Annotated in this window: 12 protein-coding genes, 1 tRNA gene and 1 pseudogene; 9 read left to right on the forward strand and 5 right to left on the reverse strand. The window is 75.3% G+C overall.

Annotation, left to right across the window (positions count from 1 at the left end; genetic code table 11):
- Window positions 1-502: 502 nt before the first annotated feature.
- Window positions 503-1,819, reverse strand: a pseudogene (locus tag PUR61_RS11535) (PP2C family protein-serine/threonine phosphatase); the annotation flags it as partial.
- A 213-nt stretch (window positions 1,820-2,032) separates the two neighbouring features.
- Window positions 2,033-3,334 (reverse strand): NAD(P)/FAD-dependent oxidoreductase, encoded by a 1,302-nt coding sequence (locus tag PUR61_RS11540; protein WP_329878504.1) that lies wholly within the window; start codon window positions 3,332-3,334, stop codon window positions 2,033-2,035.
- Between the two features lie 811 nt (window positions 3,335-4,145).
- Between PUR61_RS11540 and PUR61_RS11545 the strand changes: the two genes are divergently transcribed.
- Window positions 4,146-4,991 (forward strand): TetR/AcrR family transcriptional regulator, encoded by an 846-nt coding sequence (locus PUR61_RS11545; RefSeq protein WP_329878506.1) that lies wholly within the window; start codon window positions 4,146-4,148, stop codon window positions 4,989-4,991.
- A gap of 338 nt (window positions 4,992-5,329) precedes the next feature.
- A complete protein-coding gene (locus PUR61_RS11550) occupies window positions 5,330-7,675 on the forward strand; it encodes a sigma-70 family RNA polymerase sigma factor (protein ID WP_329878508.1) in 2,346 nt (781 codons plus the stop codon).
- Between the two features lie 124 nt (window positions 7,676-7,799).
- Here PUR61_RS11550 and PUR61_RS11555 read toward each other — a convergent pair whose 3' ends face one another.
- The 3 genes from PUR61_RS11555 to PUR61_RS11565 form a co-directional block, all read right to left on the reverse strand.
- Window positions 7,800-8,504 (reverse strand): DsbA family oxidoreductase, encoded by a 705-nt coding sequence (locus PUR61_RS11555; protein ID WP_329878510.1) that lies wholly within the window; start codon window positions 8,502-8,504, stop codon window positions 7,800-7,802.
- Between the two features lie 96 nt (window positions 8,505-8,600).
- A complete protein-coding gene (locus PUR61_RS11560; RefSeq protein ID WP_329878512.1) occupies window positions 8,601-9,122 on the reverse strand; it encodes a universal stress protein in 522 nt (173 codons plus the stop codon).
- A gap of 371 nt (window positions 9,123-9,493) precedes the next feature.
- A complete protein-coding gene (locus PUR61_RS11565) occupies window positions 9,494-11,827 on the reverse strand; it encodes an asparagine synthase-related protein (protein ID WP_329878514.1) in 2,334 nt (777 codons plus the stop codon).
- Between the two features lie 832 nt (window positions 11,828-12,659).
- On the opposite strand from PUR61_RS11565, the gene PUR61_RS11570 reads away from it, so the two are divergent.
- From PUR61_RS11570 to PUR61_RS11600, 7 genes are all read left to right on the forward strand, one after another.
- Window positions 12,660-14,090, forward strand: a complete 1,431-nt coding sequence (locus PUR61_RS11570) for an MFS transporter (protein ID WP_329878516.1) — start codon at window positions 12,660-12,662, stop codon at window positions 14,088-14,090.
- 636 nt (window positions 14,091-14,726) lie between these two features.
- On the forward strand, window positions 14,727-16,313 hold the full coding sequence (locus tag PUR61_RS11575) for a TROVE domain-containing protein (RefSeq protein ID WP_329878518.1): 1,587 nt from the start codon (window positions 14,727-14,729) through the stop codon (window positions 16,311-16,313).
- 84 nt (window positions 16,314-16,397) lie between these two features.
- Window positions 16,398-17,633: an L-2-hydroxyglutarate oxidase gene (lhgO, locus tag PUR61_RS11580; protein ID WP_329878520.1), complete on the forward strand. Its 1,236-nt coding sequence runs from the start codon at window positions 16,398-16,400 to the stop codon at window positions 17,631-17,633.
- Window positions 17,634-17,715: 82 nt separating this feature from the next.
- Entirely contained in the window at window positions 17,716-18,546 is an 831-nt protein-coding gene (trmB, locus tag PUR61_RS11585; RefSeq protein WP_329878522.1) for a tRNA (guanosine(46)-N7)-methyltransferase TrmB, read from the forward strand.
- 126 nt (window positions 18,547-18,672) lie between these two features.
- Entirely contained in the window at window positions 18,673-20,241 is a 1,569-nt protein-coding gene (locus PUR61_RS11590) for a PrsW family intramembrane metalloprotease (RefSeq protein WP_329878524.1), read from the forward strand.
- Between the two features lie 13 nt (window positions 20,242-20,254).
- Window positions 20,255-20,328: transfer RNA gene (locus tag PUR61_RS11595), tRNA-Met, on the forward strand.
- Window positions 20,329-20,524: 196 nt separating this feature from the next.
- A complete protein-coding gene (locus PUR61_RS11600) occupies window positions 20,525-21,286 on the forward strand; it encodes a hypothetical protein (RefSeq protein ID WP_329878526.1) in 762 nt (253 codons plus the stop codon).
- Window positions 21,287-21,433: the final 147 nt, after the last annotated feature.

Consider the following 21,433-nt stretch of genomic DNA (forward strand, 5'->3'; position numbering starts at 1 on the left):
CTGTTGAGTTCTCAAGGAACGGACACTTCCTTCAGGCGGCTTTCACACCGGCCCTCCGGGCGCTTCGTTCTTTCGTGTTTCCAGCTTACCAGACGTTTTCCGCTCCGTTTTCCGGAGCTTCACTCACCTGACTCGCTTTCGCGCTTCCAGCCTACCAGACGCTTTCCGCTCCGCTTCCGGCGCTTCGCTCGTCCAACTCGCTGGTGTCTTCTGCGGCTTGACGCCCCGTCCGACGTTCCGAACTGTAGCCGAACCCCGCTCCGAAAAGCGAATCCGACCGCAATCCCCGAAAGTGAGCACGCCAATTGGACCCTGGCCGGAACGTATCGAAAAAAGGACGACACGCCTCGGCCCGAATACAGGAAGAGGTGGTGTTTCAGAGGATTGGCCGCCCCGGGACCGTCCGCGCAGATGCGTGTCCGGTGCTCCCTGCCAGGCAACTCGGAGAACATTAGACCTCGTGGGAGACGGAGTCAAGCGCCGGCTTCCGGGCGGGTGACTCCTCCTCCGTCGGCAGCTGGAAGGCGAGCACCGCGACGTCGTCGTCGTGGTCGGAGGTGACCCCCATGGCGCGGAGCAGACGGGCACAGACCACGTCCGGGGCGCCGACCGCGCCGGCCAGGGTGTGGGCGAGAAGGTCGAGGCCCTGGTCGATGTCCTCGTCCCGACGCTCGACCAGGCCGTCCGTGTAGAGGACGCCGGTGGTGCCGGGGAGAAGGCGGAGGGTGTGGGAGAGGTGGACACCGCCGCCGGTGCCCAGCGGCGGTCCGTTCTGCTCCTCGCTCCGCAGGACGGTGCCGTCGGGGCAGCGCAGGAGCATCGGGAGGTGACCGGCCGAGGCGTAGCCGAGGGTGTGCCGCTGCGGATCCCAGACGGCATAGGTGCAGGTGGCGATCTGGTTGGCGTCGATCTCCATCGCGAGGCCGTCGAGCAGACTCATCACCTTGTGCGGCGGGAGGTCGAGGCGCGCGTAGGCGCGGACGGCCGTGCGGAGCTGACCCATGACGGCGGCGGCGCGCAGGCCGCGGCCCATCACGTCGCCGATGACCAGAGCGGTGCGGCCGCCGTCGATGGCGATGACGTCGTACCAGTCGCCGCCGACCGCGGCCTCGGCGCCGCCGGGCTGGTAGGTGGCGGCCACTCGGAGGTCGGCGGGCTGGTCGAGCTTCTGCGGGAGGAGGCTGCGCTGGAGCGTGACGGCGGCCTCGCGCTGGCGGCGCTCGGACTCGCGGAGTCGGGCGGCGGCGAGCACCTGGTCGGTGACCTCGGCGGCGAAGATCAGGACGCCGGCGGTCCGGTCGTCGGCCGCGCCCGGCTCGCCGTGGCCCGCGTCGCGGCTGAGCGGGACGCAGGAGACGTTGTAGTAGCGGTTGCCGGTGAGGCCGAGGATGCAGCGGGCCTTGACGCTGCGCGGGCTGCCGCCGCGGATGACCTGGTCCATCAGGGGCAGGACCCCGAGGGTGCCGAGTTCGGGCAGGGCGTCGCAGGCGGGCAGGCCGGTGGACCGTTCGCCGAAGAGCTCGCGGTACGCGCGGTTGGCGTAGCCGAGCTGGTGGAGCGGTCCGTAGGTGACGGCGACCGGCGCGGGGATGCGGTTGAGGACCTCGCGGAGGTCCTGGGGTCGGTGCGGGTCGAACACGCCGGTCGGGTCGAGTACGTCCAGGAGCCCGGAATGGCCGGTGGGGCTGGTGGGGTCTCGGGGGCTGGGCACCACGACGCCGTCGCCGGACGGCGGGCCCTGGTCGGTGCCGTCCCCGGCCGACAGGGCGGCACGCCGCGGGACTCCGGTGAGCCGGGCGCTCCAGCGCATGAGGTTCAAACGACGGCCGCTTCCTCGGGTTCCAGACATATCATCACTTTTTGTATGCACATCAGCACACCGGGTAATGACTCGGTCGGGCAGATCCTGTCAGGCGGAGACCCGATTCCGGAAGTCGCCCGCGCCCGGCGCGGTCGTCGGATCGGTGACGGCGGGGCTCTCCCGGGCCCCGGTGACGCGTCCGCGGGCCCCCGGGGGGTCGCGGACGGCGCCTCACGTGGGCCGGTCGTCGGCGAACTCCGGCTGCTCGGGCTTTCCGAGCGAGACCACCTCGCGGGAGAAGAGGCCGGCCAGCGCCCAGTCCATCAGCACCCGCACCCGGCGGTCCCCGCTCGGCAGCCGTCGCAGGTGCCGGGCCCGGTGCAGCCACCAGGCCCGACGCCCGGTGAGCCGTCCGCCGCGCCGTGTGTGGGCGACGGCCCGCCCGAGGCCCAAGGAGGTGGAACAGGCGGGTGCGCCCGGCCGGTACGCGACGATGCCCGCGCCGTGCGGCCCCCCGTCCAGTGAGGCGAGCACGTTGGCGGCCAGCAGTTCGGCCTGGGCGAAGGCGTGCTGGGCGTTGGGAGCACACGGCGCGCCGTCCGCGTGCGGGTCGGGCACGGCGGCGCAGTCCCCGGCGGCCCACGCCCCGGGCAGCGCCCGCCCGTCCGGTGCGAGCACCTGGAGGGTGGGCAGGCAGCGGACCCGGCCCGTGGTGTCCAGTGGCAGGTCGGTCTCGCGCAGCAGCGGGGCGGGGCGGACGCCGGCCGTCCAGACCAGGGTGCGGGCGGCGAACCGGCTGCCGTCCGAGAGCGCCATGACCCGGTCGGCCGCGGACTCCAGGGTGGTGCGCAGCCGGACGTCCACGCTGCGCTCGCGCAGCTGGGCGAGGGTGTGGGCGGCGAGCTCCGGCGACTCCTCCGTGAGGATCCGGTCGGTGGCCTCGACCAGCACCCAGCGGAGGTCGCCGGGGCTGATGTTGTGGTGCCCGCGGATCGCGTACCGGGCCATGTCCTCCAGCTCGGCGAGCGCGCCGACGCCCGCGTACCCGGCGCCGACGAAGACGAAGGTGAGCGCGGCCTGGCGGAGGGCCGGGTCGCGGGTGGTGGAGGCCAGGTCGAGCTGTTCCAGGACGTGGTTGCGCAGGCCGACGGCCTCGCCGACGGTGGAGAAGCCGCGGCCGTGTTCGGCCAGCCCGGGGACGGCAGCGGTGCGGGAGACCGAGCCCGGGGCCAGGACCAGGACGTCGTAGTCGAGCTCGACCGGAGCGGGCGGCTCGCCCTTGGCGGCGGCATCGGCCCAGGCCCGGCGGGTCGCGTGCTCGATCCGGGTGATCCGGGCGGTGAGCACCCGGCAGTCCGGCAGCTCGCGGCGGAGCGGGACGACCACGTGCCGGGGGTCGATCGAGCCGGCGGCGACCTCGGCGAGCAGCGGGTGGTAGGTGAGATAGCCCTGGGGCTCGACCAGGGTCAGTTCGTCCTCGCCGCGGCGGAGCCGCTCGCGCAGGCCGCGCTGGAGGTGCAGGGCGGTGGACATCCCCGCGCACCCGCCGCCGACGATCAGGATCCTGATGGCGCACCTCCTGTCGATGGGGCCGGCAGCCCGACTTCGACCGGGCATGCCCCCATCACGCCCACCAATAAAGGACCGCCGGGCCGCTCTTGTCCACCGCCTGTGCTGTGACGGATGGGGCTTGAGACGACTCGTGGGGACGAATGTGCTGCCTGGGCGAGTTTCTGACGCACTTTCGGCCTCGAACTGCCGTGAACTATGGTCGGATTGTGTGGCGGAGCGGCCACCGCCATGTCAACTGGTGGCGACGCACCGTGGATCGGTCATTACGGCCAGTTCTAGTGTTGGCGGGAGAACCCGACTGCGGGACCGTGATCCGGGGAAGGGTAGTTCCCGGGCGAGGCCCCGGACGGGCGCCGCCACACCGGGCCGGTCGTACCCGGAACGTTCGGCGGTACCCGCCGGAACGGGCCCGGGTGGTCTGCGCGTGGCCGCACCCGCGGCCGGGCGGTACCAGCGGCACTAGCGATGGGGCATCGGTCATTTCTTTCAGGCGGAGCTGCACCGGGGGGTGCAGGGGCGGGCGACGACAGGGTCCGGGATCGGACGCCTGCGGGGGAGAGTTGGGATGATGGAGCAGGAGCGACTGTTGGGGCGAGCGGGTGCGGCGCACCCCGGCCAAGGCGTGGTGCCGGAGCAACGAGGCCCCGCCGAACCACCTGCACAGCCCGGGGCGGTGTATTCGGCGGCCCCGTACCGGGGTGAACCGGTGCCGGCCGGCGGGCCGCTGCCGGGCGCACGCCTGAGGGTGGACGCCCGGCGGAATCTGGAGAGCGTGCTGCGTGCGGCCCGCGAGGTGTTCGGCGAGTTCGGATACGGCGCGCCGATGGAGGAGGTCGCGCGCCGGGCCGGGGTCGGCGTCGGCACGGTGTACCGGCGCTTCCCGAGCAAGGAGGTGCTGGTCCAGCGGATCGCCGCCGAGGAGGTCGCCTGGTTGACGGCCCAGGCGCGCGAGTCGCTCTACGGCGGCGGCGGCGCGTGGGAGTCGCTGGCCGGGTACCTGGCCCGGGCCGTGTCCACCGGGGCCGGGCGGCTGCTGCCCCCGGAGGCGTTCCGGTACGCGGAGGAGCTGGGCCGGGTGCCCGAGCAGCGCTCGCCCGACGTGGTGGGGCTGAACACGGCGTTCGGCTCCGCCCGGTACGAGCCGCTCCCCGGCGCGCACGGCGCGCACGCGGGCGGGACGTACGGAGGCGGGACGTACACCGGCGGGCCGTACGGAAGCGGAACGCACGCCGAGGGGCCGCAGACGGTCGAGGGCGAGGCCGGCGTACTGGTCGCCGACGCCGATCCGCGGCTGCTGCTGCAGCTGCTCGCCGCGCTCGTGGCGCGTGCGGGTGCGGCCGGCGAGCTGCGGCCCGGGGTGACCGTCGCGGACGTGGTGCTGGTGCTGACCGCGTCGGTACCGGTGCACGCCGCGCGCAGCGGACCGGCGGCTCTGCCGGCTCCGGCAGGGGGGCCGGTGTCCGGTGCCGCCCCGGCGTCGGCGGCGGCGGTCTCCGGGGTCGGCCCGCTCGGGGAGGCGACCCAGTCGCCGAGTGGTCGGCAGACGGACGGTCAACCCGGCGAAGGGCCGGCCGACCGGTTGCTGCAGATCCTGCTGGACGGTCTACGGGCACGCTGATCATCACCCGGGTCGGGCGCTCTCCGTCCGCCCCGGGCAAGGAGGTTGGAGATTCGGGCGGCGCGCGGACCTGGTCGCGCGCCGGGTGCGGCCGCCGTCGCCCCGGGTGACGGGAGCAGGGCGAACACATCCGCGACGGCCCCACGGAAGAGTGGGTCACCGCCGGTCCGGCTACCGCCCAACTCTGCGCTATGCCATCCTTTGCCCGTGGTTGGAGCCAATGTCCCGATGCGCGCCGTTCGCGCGCACTCGGCGCCGTGCAACGGGGAATCGTGCGCCCACGCACTCCCGCGCGCCCTGCCACACTACGGGGGCTGTCGTGGAATCTGGGGTCCGTTGTGAGCGCCGAGGAACAGAACGACTACGGCTACGGCCTCGACTTCGGCCGGTCCGCCGCGAGCGGGCCCGACCTGGGCCCTGACGGCCCGGCCGCCGGTCCCGCCACCCCGGGCGCCGGACCGTCGGGGCAACTGCAGCCGGAACAGACGCCGCCCGGCCCGTTGCAGTCCGCACAGGTGCCGGACCAGGCCGGGATGCCCAGCCGCGAGACGCTCTCCGCCTCCGCCGCCGCCCTCCCGCAGGGCCGCGTGCCCGGTCAGGCTCCGGCCGGGCTGGGCAGCGTCACCCCCGGGGCCTTCGTCGGCCCCGGCACCCCGGCGCGCCCCACCGTGCCCGCGCCCGCCGACCCCGTGGACGGCGAACGTCCCGCTTCGGACGCCGAGTTGACCGCCATGGTCCGGGCCGGCGACGACACCGCGTACGAGGAGATCTACCGCCGGCACGTCGACTCGGTGCGCCGTTACGCCCGGACCTGCTGCCGGGACAGCTTCACCGCCGAAGACCTGGCCGGCGAGGTGTTCGCCCGGACGCTTCAGGCCCTGCGAGCGGGCAAGGGGCCGGAGTTCGCCGTCCGCGCCTATCTGCTGACCGCCGTGCGGAACGTCGCCGCAGCCTGGACCCGCAGCGAGCGGCGCGAGCAACTCGTCGACGATTTCAGCGTGTTCGCGCAGACCTCCGCGGCCGTCGTCGACCTCGACCTGGCCGACCCCGGCGCCGACGCCTGGGCGATGGCGCTGGCCGACCAGCGCATGGTGATGCAGGCCTACGCCGAACTTCCCGAGGACGACCGGGTGGTGCTCTGGCACACCGAGGTCGAGCGGGAGTCCCCCAAGACCGTCGCGGTGATGCTCGGCAAGACCGCCAACGCGACCGCCGTCCAGGCCCACCGGGCCCGCGACCGGCTGGCCGCCGCCTTCCTCCAGGCGCACGTCTCGGGCAGCCAGGAGCGGGACTGCGAGGCGTACGCCAACCGGCTCGGCGCCTACGCGCGGGGCTCGCTGCGCAAGCGGGCCTCCGCGGAGGTCGGCCGACACCTCAAGGAGTGCGACCGGTGCACGGCCGCATGCCTGGAGCTGTCCGAGATCAACCACGGACTGCGGGCGCTGCTGCCCGGCGGCGTGCTGGTCTGGATCGGTGTGGGCGGGTTCAGTGCCGCCGCGGCCGCCGTGGGCGGGGCGGCGGTGGTCGGCGGTGCGGCCGCCGGCACCGCGGCCGCCACGGCGGGCGGCTCGGCGGGAGCAACGGCCGGTGCCACGGCCGGGGCCTCGGCGGGAGCCGCCGGGGCCACCGGCGGGACCGCCGGAGCGGCGGGCGGAGCGGCCGGGGCAGGCGCCTCGGGCGGGGGTGGGGCCGGCGCCGGCGCGGTCGGCGAGGGTCTGGGCACCGCGGCCAAGGCCGGGATCGCCGCCGCCGTCGCGGTGGCCGCAGCCGCCGTCGCCGCCTACGCGCTCACCGGCTCGCCCGAGCCGAAGCCCCCGGTCGCCGCTCCGCCGGTCGCCGCGCCCGCCGCGCCCGCACCGCCGGCTGCGCCGGCCCCCGTGCCGGAGCCGGAGCCGAGCAGCCCCCGACCGGCGCCGGTCGAACCGGCGCCGAGCCCGTCCGCGCCCCCGCCGCCCGTCCCGACGCCGAAGGCCGTGCCCCCGCAGGCGCCGCCGGGGAAGGCGCCCGCCGGCACTCCGGCGGCCTCGCCGACCCCCACACCCCCACCGAAGCCCACGCCGACCCCCACCCCCACCCCGACGCCGCCCCCGGTTCCGGTCCCCGTGGTCCCGACACCGAGCGTGCCGCCGGTGCCCACGCCCGAGGTGCCGGTGATCCCGACGCCGACGCGGCCCCCGCAGCCCACACCGACCGTGACGCCCAGCGCGCCGACCCTGCCGCCGCTGCCCGAGCCGACGGACTTCTGGGCCGACGACCTTCCGGTGGTCAAGCCCGGCAACAACCGGGTGCCGCCGCCGCAGCCGAGCATCCGGCAGAAGGGCAGCGACTGGTTCTGGCAGCGGGACGCCGTCAGCATCGACGGCGCCCGGCACGCGCACGGCATCACTGTGCACGCCCCCGCCACCACGCTGATCGACCTCAACCGGAGCTGCACGTCGTTCGACGCGGTGGCCGGGATGGACGACCTGACCGTCTCGATCGGCGGTGTGGTCTTCTCGGTGCAGGGCGGTGACGGCCGCACCCTGTGGAGCTCGCCCGCCCTGCGGGCCGGCGATCCGGCGGTGCCGGTGCACGTGCCGCTGGCCGGTCAGAAGTCGATCCGGCTGGTGGTGACGCCGGCGAACGGCGTCTGGTCGGCGCTGAACATGGCCGACTGGGCCGAAGCCCGCTTCAGGTGTTCCTGAAGCGGGCTCCGACGGGCGTCGATCCGTCCCCACGGTGATCCGTCCCCACGGTGATCCGTCTGTGCGGTGATCCGGTCGTCGGACGATCCGGAGGGCGGACGCGGACCGGCCGCGTGTCGGGTGATCAGACGGCGCAGGAGCCGTCCGCGCAGGACTCACCGGCCGGGACGACCGGCACCGGCGCGGGCCTGCGCTCGCCGATCTCGGAGGCCACCTGCTCCAGCACCTGGCGGAAGGCCTCGGCCTCCTGGCCGCCCTGGACCGCCCACTTGCCCTCGAAGACGAAGGTCGGCACGGCGGTGATGCCCAGCTCGCGGGCCTCGGCCAGCTGCGCGCGGACCTCTGCGACACCCTCGTCGCCCGCCAGATAGGCGGTCACCCGGTCGCGGTCCAGGCCCGCCTCGACGGCGACACCGGTGAGTGCGGCACGGTCGCCGACGTCCACGCCGTCGGTGAAGTGCGCCTTCAGCAGCGCCTCCTTCAGCCGGCCCTGGACGGCCGCGCCGTACTCGGTCTCGGCGAGGTGCAGCAGCCGGTGGCCGAGGAAGGTGTTGGCGTGCAGCGCGGCGTCGAAGTCGTAGGTGATGCCCTCGGCCCGGCCGAGCTCGGCCACCCGGGCGTCCATCGCGACGGACTGCGGGCCGTAGCGCTCCGCCAGCCACTCCCGGTGCGGGCTCGCCGTGGCCGGCGCGTCCGGCACCAGCTGGTACGGCCGGTAGACCACCTCGACGTTCTCCTTGCCCGCGAAGCCATCGAGCGCCTGCTCGAAACGGCGCTTGCCGATGTAGCACCAGGGGCAGGCGATGTCGGAGTAGATCTCGACCTTCATGACGGGGGCTCCAGGGGTGGAAGGGATGCGGTCCGAGATAGGTGAACGGTGAACCATCTCGGGACATTCCCGACAGGCCGACAGGTGGCCCGCGACTCAGTGCTCGGGTGGCGCCGGAACCACCAGGACCGGGCAGGCGGCGTGATGGACCAGAGCGCCGCTGACCGAACCCAGCAGCAGCCGGGCGAACCCGCCGTTGCCCCGGGTGCCGACGACCACCGTGTGCTGGCGGGCCGAGGCCGCCAGCAGGACCTCGATCACGTTCCCCAGCACCACGTGGAGCGAGAACTCCCCCTCGTACGGGCGGGAACGGGCCTCCTGCACGGCGGCCACCGAGCGGCGGAGGCCGTCCGCCATCGACTCGACCAGGGTCTCCACGCTCTCCTGGACGAGTTCGGCCATCCCCGGGGGGTACCCGGCCGGCGCCGGGTTGACGACCGCGAGCACGTACAGCGGCAGGCCGAACACCTCGGCCTCCGTCATCGCCCGGTCCAGGGCCCAGAGCGAGCCGTCCGAACCGTCGCACGCCGCCAGCACCCCCGGCGGACGGCCCGTCGGCGGACGGCCGAGCACCGACAGCACGACGGGGACGGACGGGTCCGGACTGGCACTGGTCACCACGGCCTCCGCAGGGGAAGGGGACGGAACGCCCCGCCATGATCGCCCGCACGGCCCAGCCGCGTGGGCGAGCCGCGCCGGGCGGACGTCGGTGCGGCTCGCGGCGGGAGGGGTGCGGGGCGGGCGCGCGCAGCGGGGCGCAGCGCGTCGTGGACGACCGGACCGGGGCGGACCGGACCGGGGCGGGGCGGACCGGGGCGGGGCGGACCGGGGCGGGGCGGACCGGGGCGGCAGGATCAGGCCAGGTTCGCGCAGGGCGCGGGCGGGCGTCCCGGTGCGCACAGGACGTCGGACCGGCCGACGTCCTGCTCCGGACGGACCCCTGCGCGGGCGCGCCGGGCCCCGGGGCGGGGCAGCCGTACCGCGGCGGGTCAGGCGAAGCGGGGCGGCGTGAGGGCGGTGTGTTCGGGCAGGGGGAGGCCGGTCCAGCAGGCGCCGTGCCGGCGCGCGCGGACGCGGCGGAGCCAGAGTTCGGTGGCCACCAGGTCGGCGAGGCCGGCCAGGGCGGCGGGCGCGAGGGGCGTCGCCGGGTCGGCGGCGCGGGCGAGGTCGGCGCGGACGGCACGGAGGTCGATCAGGCCGGCCTCGGCGAGCAGGGGTGCGTCGAAGAGTTCGGCCAGTCCGTCGGCGGCGAGCCGCAGGCCCGCCCGGGTGGCGGTGGTGCGGTCGGGCCGGGGGCCCCGTCCCCAGCCGGGCGGGAGGTCGGTGCGGCCTGCGCCGGCGAGGACGGCCTGCAGCAGGGCGGGCCGCGCGCCGGGCTGGAGCCGGACGTCGGCGGGGAGGAGACGGGCGGCGCGCACCACCTGGTTGTCCAGGAAGGGTGCGTGCAGCCGTTGACCGGGTTGCTCCGTGGCGTGGACGAGCGTGCGGAACCCGCGCGCGTGCCGATGGAGGGCGTGGCGGGCCCGGTGCGCACCCGGGTGCTCCCCGGGCGCCGGTTCGCGCGCCGCCAGGCGGAGCCTGAGGGCGACGGCCGAGAGGGCCTCGTCCGAGAGCCAGCGGGCCGCCGGGCCGGGCACCACCCAGGCGAGGTCACCGACCGAGCGGGCACCCGCCGTGCCGCCGCCGTCCGCGACGTGCCGGAGGGTCAGCTTCACCGCGACGTCGTCGAGCGCGTCGGCGAACCTGATCCGGGAGAGCCGGTGGGCGGCCCGGACCACGGCGAGCGGGGTGCGCAGCGCGCCGACGAGCACGCCCGCGGCGGCCCGGTCGGCACCCGCCAGGGCCACCACCGGCGACAGGAGCTCCCGCGAGCGGCCGGCCCGGACCAGGTCGGCCAGCCGGGCCGGGTGCCCGTCCAGGACCTGCCGGGCGCCGTAGCCGGTGAGGTGGTCCGTGCCGCCGACGTCGAAGCGGGCCTCGGCGCCGGCGGCGGCGACCAGTTCGGGGCCGGGCTCGTCGGTGAGCCGGCCCGCGGCCGGGTCGGAGCGCAGGTGGGCGTACGGGAGGGTGGCCGGGCCGGGGGCGAGCACGGTGTGGCGCAGCCGGGGGACGTCGGGGGCGAGGGTCAGGGCGGCCGGGCCGTCGTCCTCCCCGGAACCGTCCCCGCCGGAACCGCGCCCGTCGAAGGCGGTCTCGCCGAAGGTGACGGCGGCGAGTTGTTCGGTGGCGGGCAGCGGCCGTGCGGCCGGGCGGGCCCAGGAGCCCTTGACCGCCCCGGTCCGGCCGGCAAGCCCGACTACCGCACCGGGCGCGGCACGGCCGCCGGCCCTGCCTGTCGCTGCCGCCCGCTCACCGGAGTCCGCGAAGTCCCCCACCGCGTCCCCTACCGCGCCGCCGACCGGGTCGGCCCCGGCGGCCTGCGGACCGGCCCGGCGGGGGACGGCGGCCGGGCCCGAGGCGAGCGGGACCGCGGCGGCGAGCAGCGCGACGGTGGCGGACGCCGTCCCGTACGAGAGGTCCACGCCGAGCCGGGAACGCCCGGACCCGACGGCCGGCGGCGCGGTCCCGGCCGGGCTGGTCCGGATCCGGGAGCGGACCGACTCCAGCAGTGCCCGGGTGAGTTCGCGGACGGCCGCCGCCTCGCCGGGCGGCCGTGCACCGTCGGCACCCGGTTCGTCGTACGAGGTGAGGTACGGGCGCCCCCCGCGCACGGCCAGCGCGTGCCCGGGCGGGACGCGCTGCACGCCGAGGTACGGGGTGCCGGTGCCGAGCGCCTCCGGCGACTCCGGGCAGGCGAGCCGGGCCGCCAGGTGGCCGGTGTCGAGGGGCGCGCCCACCAGGTCGGCGAGCGGGAGGGCGGCAGTGGCGTAGGCGGTGCCGCCGGCCCAGGGGGTGTGGAAGACGGGCTGGGCGCCGGCCAGGTCGGTCAGCAGCACGGTGGAGCGGACTCCGGTGCGCAGGACGGCGGTGTAGCTGCCGGGCCAGACGGTGAGGTGGCGGACGGCGCCGCCGCGGGCGGCGGCCAGACCTGCGGCGAGTTCGGCGTCGGAGGCGCCGCAGTGGCCGAGGACGGCGAGGCGGCTGGTGGCGGGGGTGTCCTCGACCCGGTCGGGACCGGCGTGGCCGGAGGTGACGGTGGCGGGGGCTCCCGGCCGGAGGGTGACCAGGCGGATCTCCTCGGGTCGCCAGTCGCCGACCGCCCAGAGCGGGTCGGGGCCGCTCCACAGGAGGCGCGCGGCGATCGGGCTCACTGCGCCGGGGGGCTCGTGCGCCGGGGCGCCCGGTCGGGGTGCGGCCGTGCACCAGCCCGTCAGCCACCGCATCGTGCCTCCACCGGACGAGGACCTGCACCGCGCGGCGCGTCCACCGCCGGGCGTCCCCCTCCATCCCGTGGTGCGCCGCGGCGGGCGCCCACCGCGGGCCGGCGCGCCGTCAGAAGACATGGTGCCACCGCTCGGCCGTCCGGTGACCGGAGTTGTCGTTTCCGGTGCGGGGAGAAACCGGGAGCGCGGCGAACGGAGAAGGACCGGGGCCGGGCAGCCGCGGCGCCCCGGGGAACTCTGGGCGACTCCGCGGGATCCGGGGTGCGGCGCGCTCGGGGGCGTGAGTACCGCGGGTAGTCGGAACCGGCGGTCGAACGTCTGGGCGACCCGTTCCGGTGGGGCGACCCGGGCCTCCCCCTCCTCGGCCCGGACCGCCCCTCACGTCGCCTTGTCATGGCCATCGCGAAATGGCCGAAAGGCGTCGCTCAGTCCGGGAGGGCATCCGCATGCCCTCCCGGACTTCGCCGCCGCCCGCGGGGATGTAGACGGCGGCTTCCCCCGGCCCGCCGGGTCCTCGACGGCGGGCCGACCCACGACCACCAGCGAATCGCCGACCAGCCGGTCGGGCCAGGGGGCACGGCCGGGCGCACATCGACACGGGACCGGAGCACGGCACTCCGGCGCGCGGTCGGAACACCGCGGCACGGCCGGATCCGGGTGGTCCGGACCAACTCGCCGGCCCACCCGCCGGACGCGGCCGGGTGCGCGATCCCGCCATCCGGAATGCGGCCTCTTAACCCTCGGAACGCGTCCGACTACTCTAGGTACAGCAGCTACGGCCCGGTGCCGCCCGGGCCCCGCGCACAAGGCCGCAGGAGGTGCCCCCGCCACCATGACCGTCAGCCCACGAGGACCGAACGAACGGCTCGGCACGCTCCTGACTCTCGCCCAGATCAGCAACGCCGGGCTGGCTCGCCGGGTCAACGACCTCGGCGCGCAACGCGGGTTGACGCTCCGGTACGACAAGACCTCGGTGGCCCGCTGGGTCAGCAAGGGCATGGTGCCGCAGGGCCCCGTCCCGCACCTGATCGCCACCGCGATCGGCGGCAAGCTCGGGCGGCCGGTCCCGCTGGAGGAGATCGGCCTCGGTGACACCGATCCGGCGCCCGAACTCGGCCTGGCCTTCCCGCGCGAGGTGTCCGAGGCGGTCCGTTCCGCCACCGACCTCTGGCGGGTCGACCTCGACCTGCGCCGCGGCCCCGGCGGCGGACGCTGGAGCGACAGCCTGGCCGGCACCTTCTCCGTCGCGGCGTACGCGACCCCCGTCTCCCGCTGGCTGATCACCCCGGCCGACGGCTCGGTGGCCCGCGAGCTCCCCCTGCGCTCCCCCGTCGAGGCGGGCTCGTACCGGGTCGGCCACTCGGACGCCGCCAAGCTCCGCGAGGCGGCCCAGGAGGCCCGCCGCTGGGACTCCAAGTACGGGGGCGGGGACTGGCGTTCGTCGATGGTCCCGGAGTGCCTGCGGGTCGAGGCCGCGCCGCTGCTGCTGGCCTCGTACAGCGACGCGGTGGGCCGTGCGCTGTTCGGCGCGACGGCCGAACTCACCAGGCTGGCCGGATGGATGGCCTTCGACACCGGCCAGCACGAAGCCGCCCAGCGCTACTACATCCAGGCCCTGCGCCTGGCCCGGGCCGCCGCCGACGTGCCGCTGGGCGGCTACGTGCTGGCCTCGATGAGCCTGCAGGCCTGTTACCGGGGCTTCGCCGAGGAGGCCGTGGACCTCGCCCAGGCCGCACTGGAGCGCAACCGGGGCCTGGCCACCACCCGCACGATGAGCTTCTTCCACCTGGTCGAGGCCCGGGCCCAGGCCAGGGCGCGCAACGCGGCGGCGTGCGCGACGGCGCTCGGGGCCGCCGAGAGCGCGCTCGAACGGGCCCGTGCCGGGGATCCCGATCCGGCGTGGATCGACTTCTACGCCTACGACCGGCTCGCCGCCGACGCCGCCGAGTGCTTCCGGGACCTCGGGGTGCCGTCCAAGGTCCGCCAGTTCACCCGGGAGGCGCTGGCCCGCCCGACCGAGGGCTTCGTCCGCTCGCACGGCCTGCGCCTGGTGGTCTCCGCGATGGCCGAGGCCGAGGCGGGAAACCTGGACGCGGCGGTCGCGGCCGGCGAGCGCGCCGTCGAGGTGGCCGGGCGGATCTCCTCGCAGCGCAGCCGCGAGTACGTGGTGGAGATGCTGCGCCGGCTGGAGCCGTTCCAGAGCGAGCGCCGGGTGCGGGAGCTCGCCGAACGGGCCCGCTCGGTGATCGTCGCCCCCGCGTAGGCGGCGCCTCCGGACACGGTCGGACGCGGTCCGTCGACCCGGCAGCCCGGACCCACCGGACTGCCGGACGACCGGACGACCGGGACGCCGGAACTGCCGGCGTTAATTCGGATGCACGGCCGGAAGGCCCCCGGATATCGTCCTTCTCGTCCAGGTGCGCAGGCAGAGGTTACTTCCACTTCGTATGGGCGGGTCGCGGGTTCGAATCCCGCCACCGGCATTTCCGGCCGGTGTAGCTCAGTCAGGTAGAGCAGCTTCGTCACCTCAGCCGTCCTCGATCTCTGGACACCCATTCGTGAAAAGGTTTTCCGCACCTCCCGGTGCGACGGCAGCGGTTACTTCTTGGTGAGGCGCCGAAAGGCGCTGCGGTTCGAGCCCGCGACACCGCCGCCACTGTGATCTCGGGAGGCACGGCGCCGGGGTGCCCGGTGCGCAGGCCGGGGTTACTTCGGATCTTGGGGTTCCGGGTTCGAATCCCGGGCGGTCCGTGCGCGAGCGCGGCCGCTAGCTCAATCCGGTAGAGCACAAGCCTCTTACCCCCGCCGTCGTCGGCCGCCGGGCCGGCACGATCTCGGGCACCCCTTCCTCCGCCATGCCTCCCGCACGACTTCCACCAGCCAGCAGGGGGGTTCCACCATGTCGCGTTTCAACGTCCGCCGGACCAGGCCGAGCGCGAGCTCGCCCGTGACCACCACCGGGCAGCGTGCGGTCAATCACAACGGCGGCACCGGACACCTCCGCGACGCGAAGTCCGAACTCTTCCTGCTGGCCGTCGCGAACATGGTCGGGCAGGACACGTTCCACGAGCGCGGCGGCCGGCGCGACGACCGCTACACCGCGCTGGTCCGCGAACTCGCCGTGAGCGACCCGGAATGGACCCTCGGCCTGCTCCACTGGCTCCGGCACGAGGGCCAGCTGCGGACGGCCGCGCTGGTCGGCGCGGCCGAGTTCACCCGGGCCCGGCTGGACGCCGGCGAGCCCGGGTACTCCCGCCGGGCGGTCGACGCCGTCCTGCGGCGTGCCGACGAGCCCGGAGAACTGCTCGCCTACTGGACGTCCCGCTACGGGCGCGCGCTGCCGAAGCCGGTCAAGCGCGGCGTCGCGGACGCCGTCCGCCGGCTCTACGACGGCCGCGCGCTGCTGAAGTACGACACCGCGTCGAAGGGCTACCGCTTCGCCGACGTGCTGGAGCTGACCCACCCGGCGCCCCACCCGGAGAAGCCGTGGCAGGGCGCGCTGTTCGGCTACGCGCTGGACCGCCGGCACCGGCCCGACGAGACCGCCCCGCCCACCGGCGACCCGCTGCTCACCGCCCACCGCGACCTGCTGGCGCTCCCCGTCGACCGGCGGCGCGCGGTGGTGACCGGCGAGGGCGGAGCGGAGCGGCTGGCCGCGGCCGGGATGACCTGGGAGGCGCTGGCCGGCTGGCTGCAGGGGCCGTTGGACGCGGCCGTCTGGGAGGCCGTCATCCCGTCCATGGGCCCGATGGCGCTGGTGCGCAATCTGCGCAACTTCGACCGGGCCGGGGTCTCGGACGCGGTCGCGGCCGAGGTCGCACGGCGGATCGGCGACCGGGAGGAGGTGCGCCGCTCCCGCCAGTTCCCGTTCCGCTACCTGGCCGCGTACCGGCACGCGCCGTCGCTGCGCTGGGGGCACGCGCTGGAGACCGCGCTCTCCCACTCGCTCGCCAACGTGCCGGCGCTGCCCGGCCGGACGCTGATCCTGGTCGACCGGTCCGGGTCGATGTTCGACCGGCCGAGCGAGCGGAGCGGGCTCAACCGGGCCGACTCGGCGGCGATCTTCGGCACGGCACTGAAGGTCCGGGCCGCCGACGCCGACCTGGTCGAGTTCGGCTCGACCAGCCGGGTCGTCGAGGTCGGCAGGGGCGAGGCCGTGCTGCGCGTGCTGGACCGCTTCGGCAGCCTGGGCGGCACCGCCACCGCCGCGGCCGTCCGCGCCCACTACCGGGACCACGACCGGGTGGTGATCGTCACCGACGAGCAGACCGGGCCGGGCCTCCACGGCCACGACCCGCTGGCGGCCGTCCCGGCCCGGGTGCCCGTCTACACCTGGAACCTGGCCGGCTACGCCCTCGCCCACGCACCGGCCGGGCCCGGCCGGCACACCTTCGGCGGGCTGACCGACGCGGCCTTCCGGCTCGTCCCGCTGCTGGAGTCCGGGCGCGACGCGGACCGGCCGTGGGGGGAGCGCGAGCGCCGTTGACGCCCACTCGACCGGTCCCCGCCGCCGTGGCAGCATCGCGGGCAGGCGGGGGCCGGTCGGGGCGAGCGAGGCGAGGAGCGGGCGGTGGCGTACGACGTCGACGTACTGGTGGTGGGGGGCGGGATCGTCGGGCTCTCCACGGCGTACGCGCTGGCCGGGGCCCGGCCCGGGCTCAGGCTCACCGTGCTGGAGAAGGAGCCCGGGTTCGCCGCGCACCAGACCGGGCGCAACAGCGGGGTCATCCACAGCGGCGTCTACTACCGGCCGGGCTCGTTCAAGGCCCGGTACGCGGTGGCCGGTGCCGCCGAGATGGTGGAGTTCTGCCGCGCCCAGGGCGTGCCGTACGAGGTCACCGGCAAGCTGATCGTCGCCACCGGGCCGGCCGAACTGGACCGGCTTCGCGCGCTGGCCGAACGCGGCCGGGCCAACGGCATCCCGGTGACCGAGCTGGACCGCCGGGGCATCGCCGAGCACGAGCCGTACGTCACCGGCGTCGCCGGGCTGCACATCGGCACCACCGGCATCTGCGACTACCCCGGCGTGGCCGCCGCCTACGCCCGGCTGGCCCGCGAGGCCGGCGCGGAGATCCGGACGGGCGCCGAGCTCCGGGCGGTCGCCCGCCGGCCGGACGGCGTGACCGTCCAGACCTCCACCGGCGAACTGCGCTGCCAGGTGCTGGTGAACTGCGCCGGACTGCACAGCGACCGGATCGCCCGGCTGGCCGGCGACGACCCCGGGGTGCGGATCGTGCCGTTCCGCGGCGAGTACTACGAACTCACCAAGGAGCGACGGGAGTTGGTCCGGGGCCTGGTCTACCCGGTCCCCGACCCCGCCTTCCCGTTTCTCGGCGTCCACCTCACCCGGGGGATCCACGGCGACGTGCACGTCGGCCCGAACGCGGTACCGGCCCTGGCCCGCGAGGGCTACGACTGGCGCACCGTCCGCCCGCGCGACCTCGCCGACACGCTCGCCTTCCCCGGCACCTGGCAGATCGCCCGCCGGCACTGGCGCTACGAGGTGGGCGAGCTGCGCCGCTCGCTCTCCAAGCGGGCCTTCACCACCGCCGTGCAGCGGCTGCTGCCCGCCGTCACCGCGGCCGACCTGGTCCGGGCCGCCGCCGGCGTCCGGGCCCAGGCGGTGGCCCGGGACGGCTCGCTGCTGGACGACTTCGCGTTCGCCGGCTTCGACCCGGACGACCCGCGCTCCACCCGCCGTCTGGTGCACGTGCTGAACGCCCCCTCCCCCGCGGCCACGGCCTCGCTCCCGATCGGCCGCGAGGTGGCCCGCCGGGCGCTGGCGGCGCTGGACGCCGGCGGGTGACCCCCGCCCCCGCCCGGCCGGACGTGGGGACCGTCACAGGGCCTGCGGGCCGTGCCGGGCGGCCCCGTAGACTCGGTTGATTGTGACTGCCACCGCCCCGATCCCCCAGCCATCGCCCTCCGCCCGGCTCTCCGCCGCGCCCGCCGCGTACCCGGCGCCGATGTACCCGCACAAGGCCACCGAGGCCCAGCACAGCGAGCGGCGCATCCGCAGCTTCCAGCCGCGCCGGGGCCGGATGACCAACGCCCAGGCGGGCGCGCTGGACCGGGGCTGGGAGCGGTACGGCATAGCGATCGACGGCACCCCGCTCGACCTGGCCGCGCTGTTCGACGGCCTGCCGGTCACGCTGGAGATCGGCTTCGGCATGGGCGAGACGACCGCCGCGATGGCCGCCGCCGACCCGACGACGGGCATCCTGGCCGCCGACGTGCACACCCCCGGCCACGGCAACCTGCTCGGGATGCTGGAGCGCGACGGCAGCCGGAACGTCCGGGCCGCCGCCGGCGACGCCGTGATCCTGCTGCGCGACATGCTCTCCGACGCCTCGCTGGCGGGCCTGCGGGTCTACTTCGCCGACCCGTGGCCCAAGCCCAAGCACCACAAGCGCCGGCTGATCCAGCCGTCCTTCCTGGACCTGGTGCTGCCCCGGCTGGCGCCCGGCGCGCTGGTGCACTGCGCCACCGACTGGGAGCCGTACGCCGAGCAGATGCTCGACGTGCTCTCCGCCTCGCCGGAGCTGGAGAACCTGCACCCCGAGGGTGACGGCACCGGCTGGCTGGAGCCCGCGGACCACCCGGACGGCTCCGTCCCGGGGTACGCGCCGCGGCCCGACTGGCGCCCGGTCACCAAGTTCGAACGGGCGGGCATCGCCAAGGGCCACGTGGTGCACGACCTGCTGTTCCGCCGCCGCTGATCCCCCGCCGGGTGTTCGACCCGGCGGTCGTCCGGCCTCCGCGACGGCGGCCGGCGGATGCGCGCGGGCGGGGGATTCGTCCCGACTCCTCCCGGCGGCCCGGCGGTGTGGCCTACCCTGTGCCGGGTGAGCAGCCCGTCCGGCGGGCACCACACCACCGTGCGGGCCGCCGACGACCGAGAGATCCCTCCGCGCACCGCCGGCACCCGGACCATCCCGGGGCCCCGGGAGCGCCGGGTGCACCGGCTCGTGCCCTGGCCGACCCGCGCGGCCCGGACCGGGACCGGTGCCGTGCTCGGCCCGCCGGCCGCCCCCCGGACCGACCCCGCCACCGACCCGCCCACCGACCCGCCCGCAGACCCCGCCGCCGATCCCCCGGCCGGCCCGCGGGCGCCCCGGCCGGGGCGCCCGCCCCGAGCGGCCCGCGCCGCCCGGGCCGGCCGCGCCGCCCGCTCGGCCGCGACCTCCGCCGTCACCGCGACCGCCGTCCTGGCCCTGACCGGCTGCGGGGTGCTGATCCTCCATCTGGTCCGCCGGCAGACCGGGACCACCGGACTGCTGGTCGGCCTCGGGCTGGCCCTGGTCCCGCTGCCGTTCGTGCTCGGCGGCCTCGCCTGGCTCAACCAGACCGCCCGGGTCCCCCTGCGGCACACCGTCTTCTGCCTCGGCTGGGGCGCCTGCGCCGCCACCACGTTCGCGATCCTCGCCAACGGCTGGACCAACAGCTACCTGACCGCCCACCAGGGCAGCCTCGGCGAGGTGCTCGGCGCCGACCTGGTGACCCCAATGATCGAGGAGAGCGCCAAGGGCGCCGCCCTGCTCGTCCTGCTGCTCCCGCTCGGCACGCGGCTCCGATGTACCGGCCGGGGCTCGGACCGCCCCTGTGCCTCCGTGCTGCGCGCGCTGCCCGGCCCCCGGCAGCCCCGCGGGTACGACCGCCGCCCCGCCCTCGCGCACGCCCGTGGACGGCTCCGGCTCCGCCCCTACCTGCGCCCGCTGCCCTACCTGCGCCCCGCCCCGCCGACCCGCGACCACCGACGGGCCCGGTACCGGCCGCGCACGCTGGCCGCCGGGGTGGTCCTGGGCGGGATCACCGCCTGCGGCTTCGCCTTCACCGAGAACGCGCTCTACCTGGGCCGGGCCTTCACCGACGACCAGCAGCAGCGGCTGGACAGCATCGGGCTCGGCGAGGCGCCCAGCCTGCGGGACTTCGACGGCACCGTACAGACCTTCGTCCTGCGCGGCCTGCTCTCGCCGTTCGCCCACCCGCTGTTCACCGCGCTGACCGGACTGGGCCTGGCCCTCACGCTCACCACCGGGCGGCGCCTGCTGGCCCGGCTGGCGGCGCCGGCCGGGCTGGTGCTGTCGATGGCGCTGCACGGCACCTGGAACGCGGCCGCCGACCTGGGCACCCGCGGGTTCCTGCTGGTGTACGCGGTGCTGATGGTGCCGTGCTTCGCGGCGCTGGTCTGCTTCGCCGCCTGGGCCCGCGCACGGACCTCCCGGCACGCCTCGCACCGGGGGAGGGGCACGGTGCCGTCCGGACGGCGCGGCGGCCCCCTCGCGGGCGTGTTCCGGGGCTGGCTCCCGCGCCGGTTCCGGGGCGGCTCCGGGGCCCGCCCGGGGGGTGGTCCCGCGGGCGGTCCGGGGGCCGCCGGGGAACCGATTTCCCATTCGGGTGGCTCCCCCGTATAGTTGTGTTTACCGACGCGGGGTGGAGCAGCTCGGTAGCTCGCTGGGCTCATAACCCAGAGGTCGCAGGTTCAAATCCTGTCCCCGCTACTCAGTAGCGGAAGGCCCGGAGGACTCGTCCTCCGGGCCTTCGCCGTTCCCGCTCCGAACTCGGCGACGGCACGGTCCTGCCACGAACCTGTAACAGCGGCCCCGGTCAAGATCCCCTAAAAAAGCCGTAAAGCATACTGAAGTGCAAAGTCACTCGTTCGGACGCGGACCATCGCGCCGAGTTAGGAACGCACTCATGCTGTCGAAGCGCCTTGCCGGCACCGCCGCGATCTGTCTGCTGCTGGCGGCCGGTGCCACCGCCTGCGGGGACACCCAGAGCAAGGCCGGGGCGGCCCCGAAGCTGGACACCGAGAAGCTCAGCGCCCAGGAGATCGAGCAGGCGACCAAGGACGCCCTGTCCGCCGCCACGTCCGTGAAGATCACCGGCGACATCGCCATGGACGAGGGCAAGATGACCATCGACCTGGCCCTCGACACCAAGAGCCAGTGCACCGGCACCATGAGCATGCCGGGCATGGGCAAGTTCGAGATCATCAGCGACGGCAAGCAGTCGTACGTGAAGCCGGACAAGGAGTTCTGGACCGCCATCGCGGGCAAGGAGGGGGCGAAGGCCGCCGAGCTGTTCAAGGGCCGCTACCTGTCGGGCCTCCAGGACTCCGAGATGAAGGACCTCACCTCGGTCTGCAACCTCAAGGACTTCACCGCGAAGATCGTCTCGGACGACTCCGGCAAGAGCGAGGCCACCAAGGGCGGGGCCGCCACCGTCAACGGCCAGAAGGCCTTCAGCCTCAAGGTGAAGGACCGGAAGGGCGAGGAGTCGACGATCCACGTCGCCACCGAGGGCAAGTTCTACCCGCTGCGGGTCGAGAAGAAGAGCGGCACCGAGGGCGGCCAGATCGACTTCACCGACTACGACAAGCCGCTCACCATCCAGGCCCCGCCGGCCGACAACGTGATCGACTTCGCCAAGCTGCAGGACCAGCTCAAGTCCGCCTGAGAATAAATCCGTTGCCCTCCTCCGGTGGACCTGCCTATCGTGGCGGCACACTGAAAGGAGGTGATCCTGAGTTGAGTAACTACGCAACTGCGCACGCGTGCGCGTTCGACTCGCTCGGGCGCGCCTCCGTCGAGGTTACGGCCTAGT

Origin of the sequence: Streptomyces sp. BE20 (assembly GCF_036322525.1) — a bacterium.
GTDB lineage: Bacteria > Actinomycetota > Actinomycetes > Streptomycetales > Streptomycetaceae > Kitasatospora.